Here is a 16,730-nt window from a genome sequence, read left to right on the forward strand (position 1 = left end):
CCTAATCGACCGGTGTTTCTGCGGCTGGTTCATGGTGGGAGACGACGTCGCGGAGCTTGGGGATCGCGGACAGCAACGGCGGCAGGACGGCCAGGGCGCCGAGTCCGGCGGCTATCCAGAAGACTCCCGTCAGTCCGAGGTGATCGACCAGCAGTCCGCCGCCGGCCGCGCCCAGCGGCATGACGCCCCACGTCGCGAACCGGAAGACCGAGTTCATCCGCCCCAACAGGTGCGGTGGTGTCACGGCCTGGCACAGGCTGACCTGCAGGACGTTGAAGATGAACGCGCCGAGGTACGCGACGAACATTCCGGACGCGAAGGTCACCGGCCCGATGGACATCGGCAGGATCGCCGAACCCACGGCGAACAGCACGATCGATACCACGAAGGCGGTTCCGGTGCCGAAACGGCGTGCGAACGGCTCCGCCACGAGTGCCCCGAGCACACCGCCGCCGTTTCCGGCAGCCAACGCGACACCGATCACCGCGGGGCTCATGAACAGCACGTCGGTGGCGTAGACGACCTGCAGGGCGAGGATGATCGCGGACGCGAGTTCGGCAAGCGTGGCGCACAACAACAGCGGGCGCACCAGCGGGTGGCGGAACACGAAGCGCACGCCTTCGCGGATGTCCTGGCTGAGGCTGTTGCGTGCAGCCGGCCGGTCCACCGGTGGCGGTTTGCGGATGCGCAGGACGAAGTACGCCGACGACAGGTACGTGACCGCGTCGACGAGCACCGCGAGCGGGGCAGTGAGCAGCTGCACCATCAGACCGCCGACGGCCGGGCTGCCGATCTGCGAGACCGAGCGGGACAGTTCGAGCTTCCCGTTGGCATCGACGAGGCGGTCCTCGGCGACCAGCGCGGGCAGGATCGACAGCTGCGCGACGTCGTAGAACAGCGTGCCCAGGCCGATGAGGAACGCCACGACGTACAGCACCGGCATGGTGAGGACATCCATGACCAGCGCGGCGGGCACGGCGAGCAGGGCCACCGCACGCATCGCGTCGGCCCCGGCCATCACCGCGCGCAACGGCAACCGTTCCACCCAGACGCCTACGGGCAGACCGATCAGCAGGATCGGAAGGTACTCGACGGCCCAGAGCACGCCGACCTCGAACGGCGACGCGTCGAGGAGGAACAGGGCGACCAGCGGTAGCGCCAGCAGGGTGATGCTGGTACCGAACAGGCTGGTGGTCTGCGACATCCAGAGGTTGCGGTAGTCCGGGACACCCCACAGGCTCCGGCGCGGGCCCGATCGCCACTTGATCGTCATTCGGGGCGCCGGTCGACGGTCGTCTCGGGCATGGATGTCCTTCGGGGGAGGTGGTGGTCGGGGCTGTGCGGGCTCAGGGTGCGGCTGACGGGAGAGTCGTCGTGCACGGGGCGGCCGGGCGCCGGACTTCCACCGTCAGCGTCAGCTCTGTCCTGATCGTGCCTCGCGGGAAATGTGGGACAGATTGCCGACTCGACGTTCCGAGCACGTCGACGGGTCGGCGTCCCAATTTCGTGCACAATGACCTGAATGACAATTCGGATGAGTTTGCGAGCCTCAGTGAACCCAGTGGGAACCTAATTTGTCAAGCCATGCCGTGGTGGCGAGTTTGAGCCACATGGGATCGCCCTTACGGGCCTTGTGTAGGTCTCGAAAAATGTCCACCAACCAGGTGTTCGATGAAATCATCAGCGTCTTTGGAAATTTGCCGTATGTTCACCTGCTCCACCTCTGTGATCGTGTGTGCGTGTCGTTAGCCTTCCAGCACCGAATGCCCGCGAATGCCCGCACAGTTCGCGGATGTTCGCAGGTAAATGTTCGCGGTTAACTGCCTGTTAAGCGTCAATTTCGTTTGATTCTGACCGGAGAACAAGATATGTGGACCGAAGACGTTGACGACAGCGGTTTCGTCGCCGTCACGGCCATGGCGGGCCGGTGGCCGGGAGCTTCGGACGTCGAGACCTTCTGGGAAAACCTCTGCGACGGCCGGGAGTCGGTGTCGGTGTTGCCCGACCAACTGGCGGCGGCGGAAGACGGGTACGTGCCGGCGTACGGCCTGCTGAGCGATCCGGAGTTCTTCGACGCCGACTATTTCGGCTACTCACCCGAGGACGCACTGATCATGGATCCGCAGCACCGGCTGCTGCTGGAGTGCGCCCACGAGGCCATCGAGCGCGCCGGGTACGGCGGCCCGGAACGCCTGTCGACTGGCGTGTTCGTCGGGGGATCGGTCACCGACCACGGAGCCCTTGTCCGGGCATGGGGGCACACCCGGGGTGTCCCGTTGCCGGACTCCCGTGTCCAGCAGGCGAACGACGTCGACTTCCTCGCCACCCGGATCGCCTACAAGCTGGGCCTGACCGGGCCTGCCATGGCGGTGCAGTCGGCCTGCTCCTCGTCATTGGTCGCGGTGCACGTCGCCATCGGTTCGCTGCTCGCGGGTGACTGCGCGATGGCGGTTGCCGGCGGCGCCTCGGTGCTGGCCGCGATCCCGACGCTGCGGCACGACCCGGACGACATCTTCGCCGACGACGGGCGGTGCCGTCCGTTCGACGCGCACGGCCGCGGCACCGTGCGGGCGAGCGCGGTGGGATTGGTGGTGCTCCGTCCGCTCGCCGAGGCGCTGGACGACGGTGACCACGTGCACGCGGTCATCCGCGGCACTGCGGTGAACAACGACGGCCGGCGCAAGATGGGTTTCCACGCACCGAGCGTGGCCGGGGCGGCCGGGGCCGTCCGCGCCGCTCAGTTGGTGGCCGGTGTCGGTGCGGACGAGATCGGCTACGTCGAGGCGCACGGTACTGGCACCGCGCTTGGTGACCCGGTCGAGGTCGCTGGGTTGACCAAGGCGTTCCGCCAAAGCACGGACCGGACAGGGTACTGCCGGATCGGATCGGTCAAGGCGAACATCGGCCACGCCGACGCGGCCGCCGGCATCGTGGGACTGATCAAGACGGTGCTCTGCGTGGAGCACGGTGTACTCCCCGCCAGCCTGAACTTCACCGAGCCGAACCCGGCGATCGACTTCGCGTCATCCCCGTTCGTCGTCAACGACCGGACCGTTTCGTGGGAGTCAGGGGGACGGACCAGGGTCGGCGCCACGAACGTGCTCGCGTTCGGCGGTACCAACGCCCACGCCGTGGTGGCCGAGCCGCCGCCCGCGCTCCCGACGAGCCCTGGGCGACCGGACCACCTGCTCGTCATCTCGGCGCGGACCGGGCCCGCGCTCCACAACGTCGCCCGCAGACTGGCCGACCACCTCGAACGGTGCCCGGACGCCGATCTCGCCGATGTCGCGTGGACGTTGCAGACGGGTCGGGCGACGCATTCCGAACGCCACTTCGTGGTCGCCGCGGACGTGCCCGAGGCTGTCGCGGCCCTCCGCGTGAGCACGCCGGGCGGGGAAGACCTTGGTCGCACACACCAACCGCGCATCGTCTTCCTGTTCGCCGAGCCCGAGGGGCGACGCACGGGCTCCGTCGCCGCGATCCACGACACGGACGAGGTGTTCCGCGCCTGCTTGGACGAGATCGCCGAAGCCGCGTACCCGAATCTCGGCCACGACCTGCGCCGGGCGCTGCTCGCGGCCCCCGGCCCGCAGAGCGCGCCCGCGGTTCCCGCGGCGCACCTCGCTGTGCAGTACGCGACGGCGAGGCTGCTGATGTCCTGGGGTCTGCGCCCCGACGCCGTGGCCGGGCAGGGGCTCGGCGCCCGCTGCGCGGCGGCCATCGCCGCGGAGTCGAGCCCCGCCGATGCCGCCCGCCTGCTCGTCACGCACACCGAAGCCGGCATTCAGGCGGCCGCCCCGGCCCGGTCCGGCCAACCGCTGCTCTGCGACGTTTCGGCGGCGTTGGACGGCGCACCGGGGCAGATCGTCGTGCACATCGGGGCGGAGCGATCGGCGGCGCCCGCCACCGGCGTCGTCGAACTGGTGTCCGTCGACGTCCTGGACGAGCCCGGCCGCTCACCGACCGGTGTCCGGACGGCGCTCGCCGCGGTCGGCCGGCTCTGGGCGGCCGGGGCGACGGTCGACTTCGCAGCCCTGCACGCGGGCGAGCGACGGCGTCGCGTACGCCTGCCCACCTATCCGTTCGAGCGGCGTCCCTACCTGGTGCCCCATCAGGTGTCCGCTCTCGTCCACCACCCGGCTTCCCCGGCCCACAGAGAGTGACTTTCATGAACGACATCGAGCGATCCATCGGATCCATGCTGGTCACCGACCTGTTCGTCGAGATTCCGGAGGACAGGATGACCCCCGACGACCGGCTGCGCGGTGACCTCGGGCTGGACTCCCTCGGCTTCGTCGAGTTGCGGGTCCAGTGCGAGAACACCTTCGGCATCACCATCTCCGACGCCGAGTTCACCCCGGAGAACTTCACCAGCATCCGCACCGTCGCCGACCTCGTTCGCACCCTGCGGGGCAGCTCCCCGGTGGCCGGCGATTGACGTCCGGACGTCCAGGACTCCAGGCTCCGCCGAGAGGACACACCCATGTCAGCCGACGTGATCGGGCTTGCCGGGCGCGAACCCACCAGGCCCTGGTTCGACCGCGACGTCCAGTTCGACCACTACGGAGCGGAGCCACTGCCGTTCGGGTGCACCGGGGCGCGCGGGATCGTCCAGCACTTCGTCGAGCTGAAGGGCAGCGAGGCGGGACGCGCCTTCGAGGTGCTGGACGCCAGCGGCGGGTACGGCTCCGCCTGCCTGGGGGCGGGTTCGGACGTGATCGCCGAGGCCATGGCGGCTGCCGTCCACGATGTCGGCTACGTGACCGACGAAATCGCCTCGGCGGAGCGCTCCCGGCTCCTGGAACAGCTGTTCGGCGCCGGTGGGCTGTTCGCGGACCGGTTCGCGGCGGCGGACTACCGGGTCAGCGGGCGCAACTCGGGCTCGGAGGGCATGGAGCTCGCCCTGCGCCTTGTCCTCGAGTCGCGCTTCGACCGTCGCCGGCTGCGGGCCGTGCCAGGGGCCGAGCAGCGTGACATCGTGCTCGGGTTCGAGGGCGCGTGGCACGGCTGGTCGGGCGGACTGCTCCCACTGCTCAACCGCCGCCACTACCGGGTCGGCCTGCCCACGATCGCCCCGGAGCAGTTCGGCTTCCGCACCGACCACATCCCGTTCGGCGACCTCGACGCGGCCAGGGAGTGGTTCGACCGCAACGGGGAACAAGTGCTGGCGGTCGTGGTCGAACCGGTCCAGGGCGACGCCGGCATCCTGGTGCCCGAGCACGGCTACCTGCGCGAGCTGGCCGCGCTCGCGACGCGCAGCGGCGCGTTGCTGGTGGCGGACGAGGTCCTGACCTTCGCCAAGACCGGCCGGTTCTTCGCGATGACCGATGAGGCGGGCCCGATCCCCACCGACATCACGGTGATCGGCAAGAACCTCGGCATGGGGGCGCTGTCCACCTCGATGGTGATCGCACGCCGCGACCTGGGCGTGCGTCCCACCGGCGCCGTGTCCACGTCCGACCTGCGCCCACTCACGTGCGCGGTGATCCGGGCCGGTCTCGAGCACATTGTCGCCGAGGGCCTGGTCGAGCGCTCCGGGCAGGTGGGAGCCCAGCTGGGCCGGCTGCTGCGCGACCGGGTGGTGGCGGAGTTCCCCGACCTGTACCGGGAGGCCCGCGGCGTGGGTCTGCTGCACGGCGTCGAGCTGACCGACTTCGCCGCCGCCCGCATCGGCGAGCTGCGCACCTGCATGATCCGCAACGGCGTGTACGTGGAGTTCATGTCCGGGGCCGGCCGCCGTTCGCGCGGCCTGCGGTACGTGAACGCGACGATGCGGGTGGCGCCGCCGCTCGTGGTGACCGCGGACGACGTCGAGACGATCGCCGTGCGGCTGGCGGCCGGGTCGCGCGCCCTGACGGAGCTCGCGCCGTGACGGCCGCACCGTCCACGCGGGTGGGTGCGCGGCTGCAGGCGGTCCGCCGTCGTGTCGAGCACGCCGACACGGACGCGTCCGGCGTCGTGCACTTCGCCCGGTACGCCGTCCTGCAGGAGACCGCCCTGCTGGAGAACCTCGAACGGCTCGGCGTCGGCCTCGGGGTGCTCGCGAGCGGAGGGCTCGACCTCGTCGTCGTGGAGGCCACGACGAGGTACCGCTTCCCGGCGCGCTACCCCGAGGAGCTGAGCCTCGAACCCGTCGTCGGGCACCTCGGTGCCGCGCGGGCCCGGATCGACACGACGATCCGGCGGCTCGCGGACAGCGTCGAACTCGCCACCGGCTCCCTCGTCGTGGCGCTGACGGACCGCGTGACCGGTGCGCCGTGCGCACTGCTCCCAGCCCTGCACGCCGTCCTCGAGGAGGCCCGCTCCGATGTTCCCCGCTGAACCCGCTGCCGCGACCGACCCAAGTCGGACGATGGGCTTCACCGAGATCAAAAGCTGGTTGCGGCACCGGCACCCAATGCTCTACCTCGACCGCGTGCTCGACTACGAGCCGGGTGTGCGGCTGGTCAGCAGGCTCGCGGTGTCGGCGCAGATGGACGCGATCGCGGGGCACTTCCCGGAGCGCGCGATCTTCCCCGCGAGCCACCTGAGCCAGGCGTTCGCCCAGTCCGGGATCATCCTCTTCCAGCTCAGCACCTCGCCGCTCGCCGACGACGAGCTCACGCTGGTCGGTGCGATGAACTCGCGGTTCTTCCGGATCGTCACCCCCGGCGACACCGTCACCATCGCCGTCACGGCCGACCGACTGGTTGGCGGCACGACCTTCTTCTTCTCCGGCCGTGCGGTCGTGGACTCGACGACGGTTGCGGCGTTTCGCGCGAACCTGGTGCGGCGCAAGGCCGCCGACATGGGGCACCAGTGGTGGTGAGCGACCAGGGCGGCGGCACCGGAGCTCTGGTCACCGGGATGGCCTGGTCCACGGCGCTGGGCTCGGACCTGGACGAGGTGTGGCAGGCGTTGCTCTCGGGGGCGACCGGGGTGGCGCCGGTACCGAGCGCGCACCCGCTGCGCAACGACCAGGCGGCGGCCCTGCCGGACCTGCCGATGGACCTCGACCCCGAGCGGCGCCAGTACGAGCTCGGTTCGCGGACCCTGCGGGCGGCGGTGGCGGACGCCGGGCTCGACGTCACCGACCCACGGCTGCGGCTGGTGGTCGGCACGAGCTACGGATCGCACCTGGACGTCCCGCCCGTCGGGCTGGACCGGTGGGGCGAGGTGCTCGCGACGGGGCTGGGGATGACCCGCCGTCCGCTGATGGTGAGCACCGCCTGCTCGGCGGCCTCGGACGCCATCCTGGTCGGCGCCGCGCTGATCGCCGAGGGCGAGGAGGACGTCTGCGTTGTCGGCGGCGTAGATGTGCTGACCCAGGCCAAACGACTCGGGCACTCCGCACTCGGCACCATGTCGCCCACCGCGCTACGGGCCTTCGACGAGAGCCACGACGGCACGATCCTCGGCGAGGGCGCGGCCTTCCTCGTGCTAGAGCGCGCTCGTTCGGCGCAGGCGCGCGGGGCTCGCGTGCGGGGTCGGCTGTCCGGCACCGGCTCGGCGAACGACGCCGCCGGTCCGACGGCCCCGGACCCGAGCGGCGACACCGTCGTGCGAGCGGTGACCGCCGCGCTCGCCGCAGCCGACCGCGGCACCGGCGAGGTGGGTGTGCTCCACGCGCACGGCTCAGGCACCCCGGTCAACGACGACGTCGAGAGCCGCGGCTTCGCTCGTACGTTCACGAATGGGGCGGCACCGGTCGTGTTCGCGACCAAAGGCGCCTTCGGCCACACACTGGGCGCGACCGGAGCGCTGGGGGCCGTCGCCTTGCTGCTGGCCCTGCGGGACAAGCGAGTGCCGCCGGTGCCCGGGCTGAGCACGGTTATGCCGGGATTCCCGCTGCCCCTCCCGGCTGGTGCCGCGCCACTGCCGTTCACCGGCGACGTCGGGCTCAGTGTCACGCTCGGGTTCGGCGGGTTCACCACCTGCCTCGCGCTGGAGGTTCCCGCATGACGGCCCGCCGTGAGCCCACGCCGGTCAAGGACATCGCGGTGCCGGAGGGCGCCGGGCTGGTCCCGCTGGCCACCGTTCGGACCAGCCACGCCGCGAACGCCACACCGCACCGGCGGATCCCCTCCCTGTACGCCGACCCGGCCTCGTGGGCGGTCCTCGAAGCCGTCGACGAACTGTGGGCCGGGTGCCCGGACGAAGTGCGGGCACCGGGGACCACGGCGATGGTCCTGGTCAGCACCTACAGCACCCTGGACACGATGTCGGCGATTGCCCGCGCGGTACCGGGTGGGCGTCTCTCGCCGCTGCGCTTCGCCGGGGCGAGCGCCGGTGGGCCGATCAGTCTCGTATGCCTGGTGCACGGCCTGCGAGGACCGACCCTCACGATCACCACCGATCCGGCGGGCGGGTTGCCGGCGGCCCTGACGATGACCAGGCACTGGCTGCGGACCGGTGCGGCGAGCCACGGGGTGGTCGCCGTGCACCACCACGATCCACTGCGCGGGCACGAGGTGCAGTGTGTTCTGGTCGGGGCCGCACCCCGCCTGCGTCTGTCCGGAGCGCCGCGGTGAGTGCGAGCGTGACAGGCGGCGTGGAGCGTGCCGCGGTGCTCGCCTTCCTGGCTGTGTGCGTGGACGCCGGATCAGGTCCCGGCAGCCCGTCCGGCCTCGGGCCCGACGAGCCCGAGGCCGTCGTCGACGCGGTCGCAGGCCTGGAGTTGCCGCCCGGCTCCCCGGTGCTGATCGCGATGCCGAACGGCCGGGGCGCGCTTGCCGCGTTCTTCGGGGCGCTGCTCGCCGGCGCGGTTCCGGTGCTGCTCCCGCCAGCGGCGGGAGCAGCGCGGATCGCCGAGATCGCTCGGCAGCTGGGTGGCGCAGCGCTGATCGCTCCCCGGATCGACCCAGCGCGGTACGGGGCGGTGGCGGTGCACCCGCTGGACGGCCGGTGCGAGGCGGCGCTGCTGGAGGCCCAGGCGCACCAGCGGTATCAGCCGGGCGAGGTCGTGCTGATGACGTCGGGCACCTCCGGGATCGCGACCGGCTGCCTGCACGGCATCGACGCACTGCTGCGCAACGCCGACCGCCACGCCACCGCCGTCGGCCAGTGCGCGGACGACACGGTCCTGGTGTCCCTGCCCCTGTACTACTCCTACGGCCTGGTCGCGCAGGCGCTGGCCGCGTTCGTGCGGGGCTCGCGGCTGGTCGTCTCCGGACCGCCGTTCACCTCCCGGTCCTTCGCTGAGACCATCCGCGCTCACGACGTCACGGTGTCCTCGCTGACGCCCAGCACAGCGGTCCGGCTGGCCGCGGAACCGCCTGCCGGGCGAGCCGCGCTACGCGTGCTCACCGTCGGCGGCGACGCGCTGGACCCAGGGCACGTCGGCTCCCTGCTGGCAGGCGGTTGGCTGGAGGAGCTCTACCTCACCTACGGCCTCACCGAGGCCGGCCCGCGCGTGACCACGCTCGCAGCGCACCGCGAGCCCGAGCACCGCTGGAGCTCGGTCGGCGTCCCGCTGCCGGGGGTGCGGACGTACCTGTGCGACTCCGCGGGCGACGGGCCTGGTGCGGAGCTCGTCGTCGAATCCGACACGGTGCTGCGCCAACGACTCCCCGGCGGCGCCCCGACCGTCGCGGGCATCGTCACCACCGGCGACCGCTTCGACATCGACGCGGACGGCTACCACTTCTTCCGCGGCCGGTCCGGCGACTCGGTCGTCGTCGGCGGGGAAAAGGTCTGGCTGCCCTCGGTGCGGCGGATCGCCGCCGGGGTGCCCGGCGTCCGGCGCGTGGCCACCACCGTCTACCGGGACGACCGCGACGAGCTGCGCTACGGACTGGACGTTGCCGTGGACGATCCCGGGCCGCGGCAGGCGGCGGAGATCGAGAACGCGCTCAACCTCGTCCTGCTGCGCGCCGAGCGACCGCATCGGATCACGTTGAGCCAGGCGACGACCGAGGAGTGGAGCAAATGACCACCGATTCCGGCACCGCGGAGACCACGGAGACCACTGTCCCGGCGCTGCGTGCGGTCGCCGACCGCGTTCGGAGGACGCCGGACGCCGAGGCGGTCCGCTCGGCCCGCGAGGCTGTCGACTACCGCACCCTGTGGGAGCGCTCCGCGCGGATCGCGGCGCGGGTCGGGCAGCTCGGCGCCGCTCCCGGCACGGCCGTCGGCGTATGCCTCGAACGGTCGGTGGACCTGGTCGTGACGCTGATCGGGCTGCTGCGGTCCGGTTACGTCGCGGTGCCACTGGACGTCCGGTACCCGGCCGAGCGGCTGCGGTTCATGTGCGCCGACGCCGGCGTCGAGCTGGTCGTCGGCCACCAGGGCGCCCTCGACCGGCTGGGCGGCTTCACCACCGTCATGACTGACCGGGAGGTCGGCTACGCCACCGCGCGCCCGGCGCGGCCCGCGCCGGGCGCCGTCCCGGCGTTCGAGGCACCCGAGGTCGCGGGCGACGACACCGCCTACATCGTCTACACCTCCGGGTCGACCGGCCGTCCGAAGGGCGTGCGCTACGCGCATCGCAACCTCGCCAATCTCGTGGCTTGGCAGGCCGGTGCCAGCGAGTGCGGGCCGGGCGACCGGACGCTGCAGTTCTCGCCCGCGTCCTTCGACGTGATCTACCAGGAGGTGCTTCCCACGCTCGGCGAGGGCGGCATCGTGATCTGCTGTGACGAGGACGAGCGGCTGGATCCGCAGCTGCTCTGGGACCTCGTCGAACGCGAACGGGTCAACCGCCTGTTCGTGCCCTTCGTGATGATCCAGTCGCTCGCCCTGTTCGCCAACGAGGCCACCCCGCAGCGGCACCCGCTGCGCGAGATCCTCACGTCGGGGGAGCAGGTGCAAAGCACGGCAGCGATCCGGGCGATGTTCACCCGGCTGCCGGACTGCCGGCTGGTGAACCAGTGGGGCACGACCGAGACCCACGTCGCCACCTGGTACGAGCTGCCCGCGGACGTGACCACCTGGGCCGACCTGCCGTCGATCGGCAGGCCGATCACCGGCACCGGCATCCGGGTCTGCGATCCTGATGGCCGGCCGGTGCCGGACGGCGAGGTGGGGGAGCTGTGGATCACCGGTGCGGCCGTCGGGCCCGGCTATCTCAACCTCCCCGAGCGCACGGCGCGCAGCTACCGCACCGACCCTCTGGACCCGGCCGTGCCGGCCTACCGCAGCGGCGACCTCGGCCGGGTTACCCCGGACGGTCTCCTCGAGTTCCTCGGCCGGGAGGACACACAGGTCAAGGTGCGGGGGTTTCGGATCGAGCTCGGGGAGATCGAGAGCGTGCTGGCCGCCGACCCGTCCGTCGCGCAGGCGGTGGTGGTGGTCGCGGGCTCTGCGGCCGAGGACCGGAACCTCCGTGGGTTCCTTGTGCCGAAGTCGGCTCCGGAGGACACATCGGCCTGGACGGCGGGTCTGCTCGCGGACCTGCGCGACCGGTTGCCCGCCTACATGGTGCCGGTCCGGGTCGATGTCGTCGAGTCGTTGCCGCGCACACCCAGCGGGAAGGTAGACCGGCTCGCCCTGGCTGCCAGGGACACGGTGCTGGCGGCGAACGAGGGAGCAGCATGATGGAGAGGGTCACCGTGGCGACGCCGGACCACATCCCGGTGCTGGACCGGATGGCGGGACCGCTGCCGGTGTCAGGTGCCCAGCGAGCGCTGTACCTGGTCGAACTGCTCCATCCGGGTACGCCGATGTACAACATCACGGTGGCGGTCCGCCTGGAGGGCCCGCTCGACGTGCCGCGGCTGCGGAGCGCCGTGGCGCGCGTCGTCGCGCGGCACGATGCGCTGCGTACGACCTTCACGCCCGGCACCGCGCCGCCGTTCGAACCTGCCCAGCGGATCGGCGACCCGGACGCGGAGCTGCCCGTCGTCGACCTGGACGCCGACGGGACCGAGGACGTGGACGCCGCGGCGTTCCGAGTGGCCCAGGCGTGGGCCGACGAGCCGTTCGACTTGGAGCGCGGGCCGCTGCTGCGGACGCGGTTGCTCAGGCTGGGGCCCGGCAGGCACCTGCTCGTCGTCACGATGCACCAGCTGGTTTCGGACGGTCCGTCGCTGCAGGTGTTCTTCGACGAGCTGGCGGAGGGGTACGCCGGTGGGCCCGAGCGCGCCGCGCCGGCCCTGCAGTTCGCCGACTATGCGGCATGGCAGCGGGCCCGCCCCGTCGACGCCGAGCAGCTCGGCTGGTGGCGGGACCGCCTCGCCGGGGTCCCAACGGTGCTGCGGCTGCCGGCCGACCGACCCCGGCCGGCGGTCGCCGGCCCGCACGGGGGCAGCCACCGGCACAGGCTGCGCGCGGCGGTGATGAGACCGGCGTTGCGGCTGGCGCAGGATCTGCGGGTGACACCGTTCGTGCTGGTGCTGACCGCCTACGCCACTTTCCTCTCCCGCCTCGCCGGCACTCGGGATGTGCTCGTCGGCGTGCCGGTGAGTGCCCGCGACCGCGTCGAGCTCGAGAGCGTGATCGGGTTCTTCGCCACGACGCTACCGGTGCTCGTCGAGGCCGGCCGCGACCGGAACTTTGCCGACCTCTGTCGGTCGGTCCAGTCGGAGCTGCTGGACGTCCTGACCCACCGGGACGTGACGATGGAGCAGCTCGCGGAGGAGCTCGCGCCCAGGCGCGATCCCGGGCACGCCCCCCTGGTCCAGGCGTTCTTCTCCCTCGAGCAGGAGCCGATCGTGAGCCCGCACCTGCCGGGCCTGCGCGCCACCGCGTTCGATCTCCCGCCCACCGGGGCGAAGGTCGACCTCGACATGATGGTCTTCCGGGCGGCCGGGGCGGGTGACGACTTCGACCTGACGCTCACGTACCGGACCGACCTGTTCGAGGCCGCCACGATCGCCCGGATGGCCGAGCAGTTCGAGCTGCTGCTCGTCGCGGCCGTCTCGGACCCTACGGCCCCAATCCGGTCGTTGCCCGGCCCGGTCGAGGATGTTCCTGCGACCTCGCGTCCCGCGGCGGCGACGGTGGCGCCTCGCCTCGATCTCCCGATGTCGGCCTGCACCGGCATGGAGCAGAACCTCATCCAGATCTGGCGGGAGGTGCTGAGCCGTGACGACATCGGCCTCGACGACAACTTCTTCGACCTCGGGGGCACGTCCTTCGCTCTCGCCACCGTGCACACTCTGATCGGTGCCCGCACCGGAGCGAAGACGTCGCTGGTGTCGCTGCTGGAGTTCCCGACGATCGCCGCGCTTGCGCGGCACCTGGCAGACGGCCCCCGGACAGGACCTGCGCCAGTCGAGCCGGCTGATCAGGCGCGTGCGGCCCGGCTGCGCGACCGCCGGAACCGGCTGCAGCAACGACGGTCCGCGCGGGGGGCCGGCGAGTGAGCGCGGACGACGAGAAGGTCGAGGCCTCCACCGCCGAGGACGAGTTCAACGGCGTCCGAACCGGGACAGCCGCCGTCGTCGCCGCGGTCTGGTGTGAGCTCTTCGGGGTGCCGCGGGTCGATCCCGACGACGACTTCTTCGCCATGGGCGGGCATTCGATGCTCGCGGTCCGGATGTCGTCCCGGTTGCGGACCGAGCTGGGACTGCGTGTACCGGTGCGCACGATCCTGGAGAACCCGACAGTCGACGGCCTCTCCCAGTTGCTGGCCGAGGCCGTCGAGTCCGCCACCGATCCGGCCGGCGACTGAACTCGCGCCCTTCACCGGATGCAGCCACTGCCTCATCCGAGAAGGCCGGCGTGGTGATCGGGCTGGGAGGCTGTTATCGGGCTGGGCGATGGCACGGCAGCCTGATCACCTCTGGGAGGGCCAACGGACTGTCATAACCACCGAGTCCTCGACGGCTTCCCGCGAGTGATTGATCCCAGATCCCAGGTCCCCAACTTGCACGCGCCCCGACGCTCAGCTAGCCCTTCAGTAAGCGTGTCGAGGTGGTAGAGCCACCCGGAGATAGGTCAAGGGTCTTATCCTGACCGGGTTTGCGACTCCAACGCAGCCCGACCAAGAAAGACCCTTGTGGTGAAGAAGCTATCGCATGAGCAGAGCCGGCAAAACTCGGCACGCCGTCGTCGCAAGGTCGAGGCGCGGCATCGGCAGGCAGGGCGGTGGGGTGAGCGGTCCGAGCCGATGCTCACCTCGGGTAAGATCAACTACGAGGTCGGTGGCAACGTCGAGGCGACTGCGTTCGGTGGGCTGTTCGCGATGCACCGCCTGGTGACGCGGCTGGGATTGGTGAAGGCGATCGACGACGGCCTGGAGCTGTTGCAGATCCATCTGCCCTACCACGAATCCGATCACGTGTTCACCCTGGCCTACAGCGTGCTGTGCGGTGGGACCCGTCTGCAGGACGTCGACCGGTTGCGCAACGACGTGCCGTTGATGAACGGGCTGGGCGCCAGGCTGTTGCCGGATCCGGCCACGATCGGGGACTTCCTGCGCCGCTTCTCCGAGGCCGACATCGTGGGGTTGATGGAGGCGATCAACTCGGTACGGCCGCAGGTGTGGCGCGGCCGGGGCGCCGACCTGCTCGGCGAGGTGGCCTACCTGGACGTGGACGGCACGAATGTGCCCACCATCGGCCGGCTCAAACAGGGCATGGACATCGGCTACAAGGGCATCTGGGGCTACGCGCCGCTGGTGGTGACGCTGGCCAACACCCGGGAGGTGCTCTATCTGGTCAACCGGCCGGGTAACGCACCCAGCCACCAAGACGCGCCGGCCTGGATCGACAAGGCCATCGGCCTCGTCGCGCCGTACGCGAAGCGGGTGTGCCTGCGCGGGGACACCGACTTCGCGCTGACCGCGCAGTTCGACCGGTGGGCGCAGCAGGCCGACTTCGTGCTCGGCACGGACAACATCGCCGCCCTGCGCACCCGAGCCGAAGCCCTGGAGGCCTCGGCGTGGACACGGCTGCACCGCCGGGCACTGTCGGCGATCATGAAATTCCCCACCAAAGCTGGGTTTGCGATCACGTAATTCCCCACCTGTGGCGTCACGTAATTCCCCACCCGATTGGGTGACGGCGTGTACGTCGTGGATCTGGCCATGACGTTGCAGACTGCTCTGTTACCCGCGTGTGGCGAGGGAGCCCATGGCGAGAAGGACGTTTGACCTGGATTCACCGAAGATCTTGGTGGGTTGGTCGTGTCGTGGACGGGCAGATGCCCTCTGACTTGGGATGATTGTTCTTACGAGAGAAACATATCGGACCGAGTGAGAGGGCATCGGTTAGGTGAGAGCATCGCATACGCGTGGCGCGGTGTCGGTGAGGTTCGACGATCCGGGATTGGTGTCGCACGCGGGTGTGGTGGCGGTGATGCGGCTGGCCGAGGACGCGGGGTTGTCGGAGCTGGCCGGTGAGCTGGTGCGGCTGGGTGGTTCGGTGGGGGCGAACGCGGGCGCGAAGATCAGCTCGATCGTGGCGGGGATGGCCGCGGGCGCGGACTCGATCAGTGATCTGGACCTGGTGCGGCATGGTGGGATGGCGGGGTTGTTCAGCGGGATCCGCGCATCGTCTACTGTGGGCACGTTTCTGCGCTGGTTCAGCATGGGTCATGTCGCTCAGCTGGAGAAACTCTCCGCCCGGCTGCTGGCCCGCTTGGCGGAGCTGACGCCGCTGCTGGCGGGGGCCGACCGGTTGGGGTTGCTGGATCTGGACTCGAAAATCAGCCAGGTCTACGGGCGGGGCAAAGACGGGGCCGCGTTCGGCTATACCGGGGTGTTGGGGTTGAACACGCTGGCCGCGACCCTGACCACAGCGGCGGGCAGGCCGGTGATCGTGGCGACCCGGTTACGGGGCGGCAACGCCGATACCCGCCGCGCGGTGAGCTCGCTGGCCCGCCGCGCGCTGGGCACCGCCCGCGCCGCGGGCGCCACCGGGCCGCTGCTGGTACGCGGCGATTCCGGGTTCTATGTCGGGGAATTGATCACGATGCTGGCGCGGGAAGGGGCCTGGTTCTCCATCACCGCCCCACAACATTCCGCGATCCGGGAGGCGATCGACGCGATCACCGAGCACGCCTGGCAGCAGCACACCTACCGCGACCCGGTCCTCGACCCGCACACCGGGCAACTGATCCACACCGCCCAGATCGCCGAGACCAGCCATACCGCGTTCACCAACCCGACCGTCAATCCCGGCCAGAAAACCACCGCCCGGCTACTGGTCCGCCGGACCCGGATCACCACCCGCGACGAGCAGGGCGAGTTGTTCCCAGCCTGGCGCTACCACGCGGTGTTCACCAACCTCCCACCCACCACCACCAGGCCCGCCACCACCGAGCCCGACACCACCGAGCCCGACACGGCCGGCTTCGACACGGCCACCGCCTGGCGTCTGCACGACCAACGCAGTGGCGCGATCGAACACGTCTTCGCCGAACTCGCGGCCGGCCCGCTGGCCCACTTCCCGTCCGGACTGTTCGCCGCCAACGCCGCCTGGCTGTCCCTGGCCGCCCTGACCCACAACCTCCTGCGCGCCACCGCCTGCCTGGCCGGCCCTGCCCACGCCCGAACACGGCTGACCACCCTGCGCCGCCGGTTGATCACCATCGCCGCCCGCGTCACCCGCACCGCCCGCCACATCACCCTGCGACTACCACAAGACTGGCCCTGGGCCACCGACTTCACCCACCTGTTCACCACCATCCACGCCCCACCCCACCCCGCCTGAACCCCTAACCACCCGCCTGACCAGGCCCAACCCGAAAGACCACAGTGGAAAAGCTGGGCAGACCAGCAACTCCCACACGACCACACCACACACCACCAGCCCACCACCACAACCACCCACCACCACAACCACAACCCAAGATCAACGGTGAATCCA

The 16,730-nt window shown here is 70.7% G+C and carries 14 protein-coding genes; 13 read left to right on the forward strand and 1 reads right to left on the reverse strand.

Features of this window, described 5'->3' with window-relative positions:
- Position 1: 1 nt before the first annotated feature.
- Positions 2-1,273, reverse strand: coding sequence for an MFS transporter (locus tag LWC34_RS17980; RefSeq protein WP_233726185.1), 1,272 nt, complete (start codon positions 1,271-1,273; stop codon positions 2-4).
- Positions 1,274-1,868: 595 nt separating this feature from the next.
- Here LWC34_RS17980 and LWC34_RS17985 point away from each other — a divergent pair.
- From LWC34_RS17985 to LWC34_RS18045, 13 genes are all read left to right on the forward strand, one after another.
- The gene (locus LWC34_RS17985) at positions 1,869-4,163 is read left to right on the forward strand and encodes a type I polyketide synthase (RefSeq protein WP_233726186.1); all 2,295 of its coding nucleotides are present in this window, start codon (positions 1,869-1,871) and stop codon (positions 4,161-4,163) included.
- Between the two features lie 5 nt (positions 4,164-4,168).
- Positions 4,169-4,438, forward strand: a complete 270-nt coding sequence (gene amcB / locus LWC34_RS17990; RefSeq protein WP_233726187.1) for a cispentacin biosynthesis acyl carrier protein AmcB — start codon at positions 4,169-4,171, stop codon at positions 4,436-4,438.
- A 45-nt stretch (positions 4,439-4,483) separates the two neighbouring features.
- Positions 4,484-5,872 (forward strand): amipurimycin biosynthesis protein AmcC, encoded by a 1,389-nt coding sequence (gene amcC / locus LWC34_RS17995; RefSeq protein ID WP_233726188.1) that lies wholly within the window; start codon positions 4,484-4,486, stop codon positions 5,870-5,872.
- Complete coding sequence (locus tag LWC34_RS18000) at positions 5,869-6,321, forward strand: acyl-CoA thioesterase (RefSeq protein WP_233726189.1); 453 nt, start codon at positions 5,869-5,871, stop codon at positions 6,319-6,321. Before amcC ends, LWC34_RS18000 begins: the two co-directional genes overlap by 4 nt.
- Positions 6,308-6,808 (forward strand): cispentacin biosynthesis cyclizing decarboxylase AmcE, encoded by a 501-nt coding sequence (gene amcE / locus LWC34_RS18005; protein ID WP_233726190.1) that lies wholly within the window; start codon positions 6,308-6,310, stop codon positions 6,806-6,808. Before LWC34_RS18000 ends, amcE begins: the two co-directional genes overlap by 14 nt.
- Positions 6,799-7,941 (forward strand): cispentacin biosynthesis acyltransferase subunit AmcF, encoded by a 1,143-nt coding sequence (gene amcF / locus LWC34_RS18010; protein WP_233726191.1) that lies wholly within the window; start codon positions 6,799-6,801, stop codon positions 7,939-7,941. Before amcE ends, amcF begins: the two co-directional genes overlap by 10 nt.
- Positions 7,938-8,510, forward strand: coding sequence for a cispentacin moiety biosynthesis protein AmcG (gene amcG / locus LWC34_RS18015; RefSeq protein ID WP_233726192.1), 573 nt, complete (start codon positions 7,938-7,940; stop codon positions 8,508-8,510). The genes amcF and amcG overlap by 4 nt, the downstream gene beginning before the upstream one ends.
- Entirely contained in the window at positions 8,507-9,910 is a 1,404-nt protein-coding gene (gene amcH / locus LWC34_RS18020) for an adenylate-forming 2-oxoglutaryl-ACP ligase AmcH (protein ID WP_233726193.1), read from the forward strand. The genes amcG and amcH overlap by 4 nt, the downstream gene beginning before the upstream one ends.
- Complete coding sequence (locus LWC34_RS18025) at positions 9,907-11,514, forward strand: amino acid adenylation domain-containing protein (protein WP_233726194.1); 1,608 nt, start codon at positions 9,907-9,909, stop codon at positions 11,512-11,514. The genes amcH and LWC34_RS18025 overlap by 4 nt, the downstream gene beginning before the upstream one ends.
- Positions 11,511-13,283: a condensation domain-containing protein gene (locus LWC34_RS18030; protein ID WP_233726195.1), complete on the forward strand. Its 1,773-nt coding sequence runs from the start codon at positions 11,511-11,513 to the stop codon at positions 13,281-13,283. Before LWC34_RS18025 ends, LWC34_RS18030 begins: the two co-directional genes overlap by 4 nt.
- Positions 13,280-13,591 (forward strand): phosphopantetheine-binding protein, encoded by a 312-nt coding sequence (locus tag LWC34_RS18035; protein ID WP_233726196.1) that lies wholly within the window; start codon positions 13,280-13,282, stop codon positions 13,589-13,591. The genes LWC34_RS18030 and LWC34_RS18035 overlap by 4 nt, the downstream gene beginning before the upstream one ends.
- Positions 13,592-13,921: 330 nt before the next feature.
- The gene (locus LWC34_RS18040) at positions 13,922-14,878 is read left to right on the forward strand and encodes a transposase (protein ID WP_233726197.1); all 957 of its coding nucleotides are present in this window, start codon (positions 13,922-13,924) and stop codon (positions 14,876-14,878) included.
- A gap of 256 nt (positions 14,879-15,134) precedes the next feature.
- Positions 15,135-16,574 carry an IS1380 family transposase gene (locus tag LWC34_RS18045; RefSeq protein ID WP_233726198.1) on the forward strand — a complete coding sequence of 480 codons (1,440 nt, stop codon included), beginning with the start codon at positions 15,135-15,137 and terminating at the stop codon, positions 16,572-16,574.
- Positions 16,575-16,730 lie beyond the last annotated feature (156 nt).

Origin of the sequence: Kibdelosporangium philippinense, from assembly GCF_021390435.2 — a bacterium.
In the GTDB taxonomy this organism is placed as follows: Bacteria; Actinomycetota; Actinomycetes; order Mycobacteriales; family Pseudonocardiaceae; genus Kibdelosporangium; species Kibdelosporangium philippinense.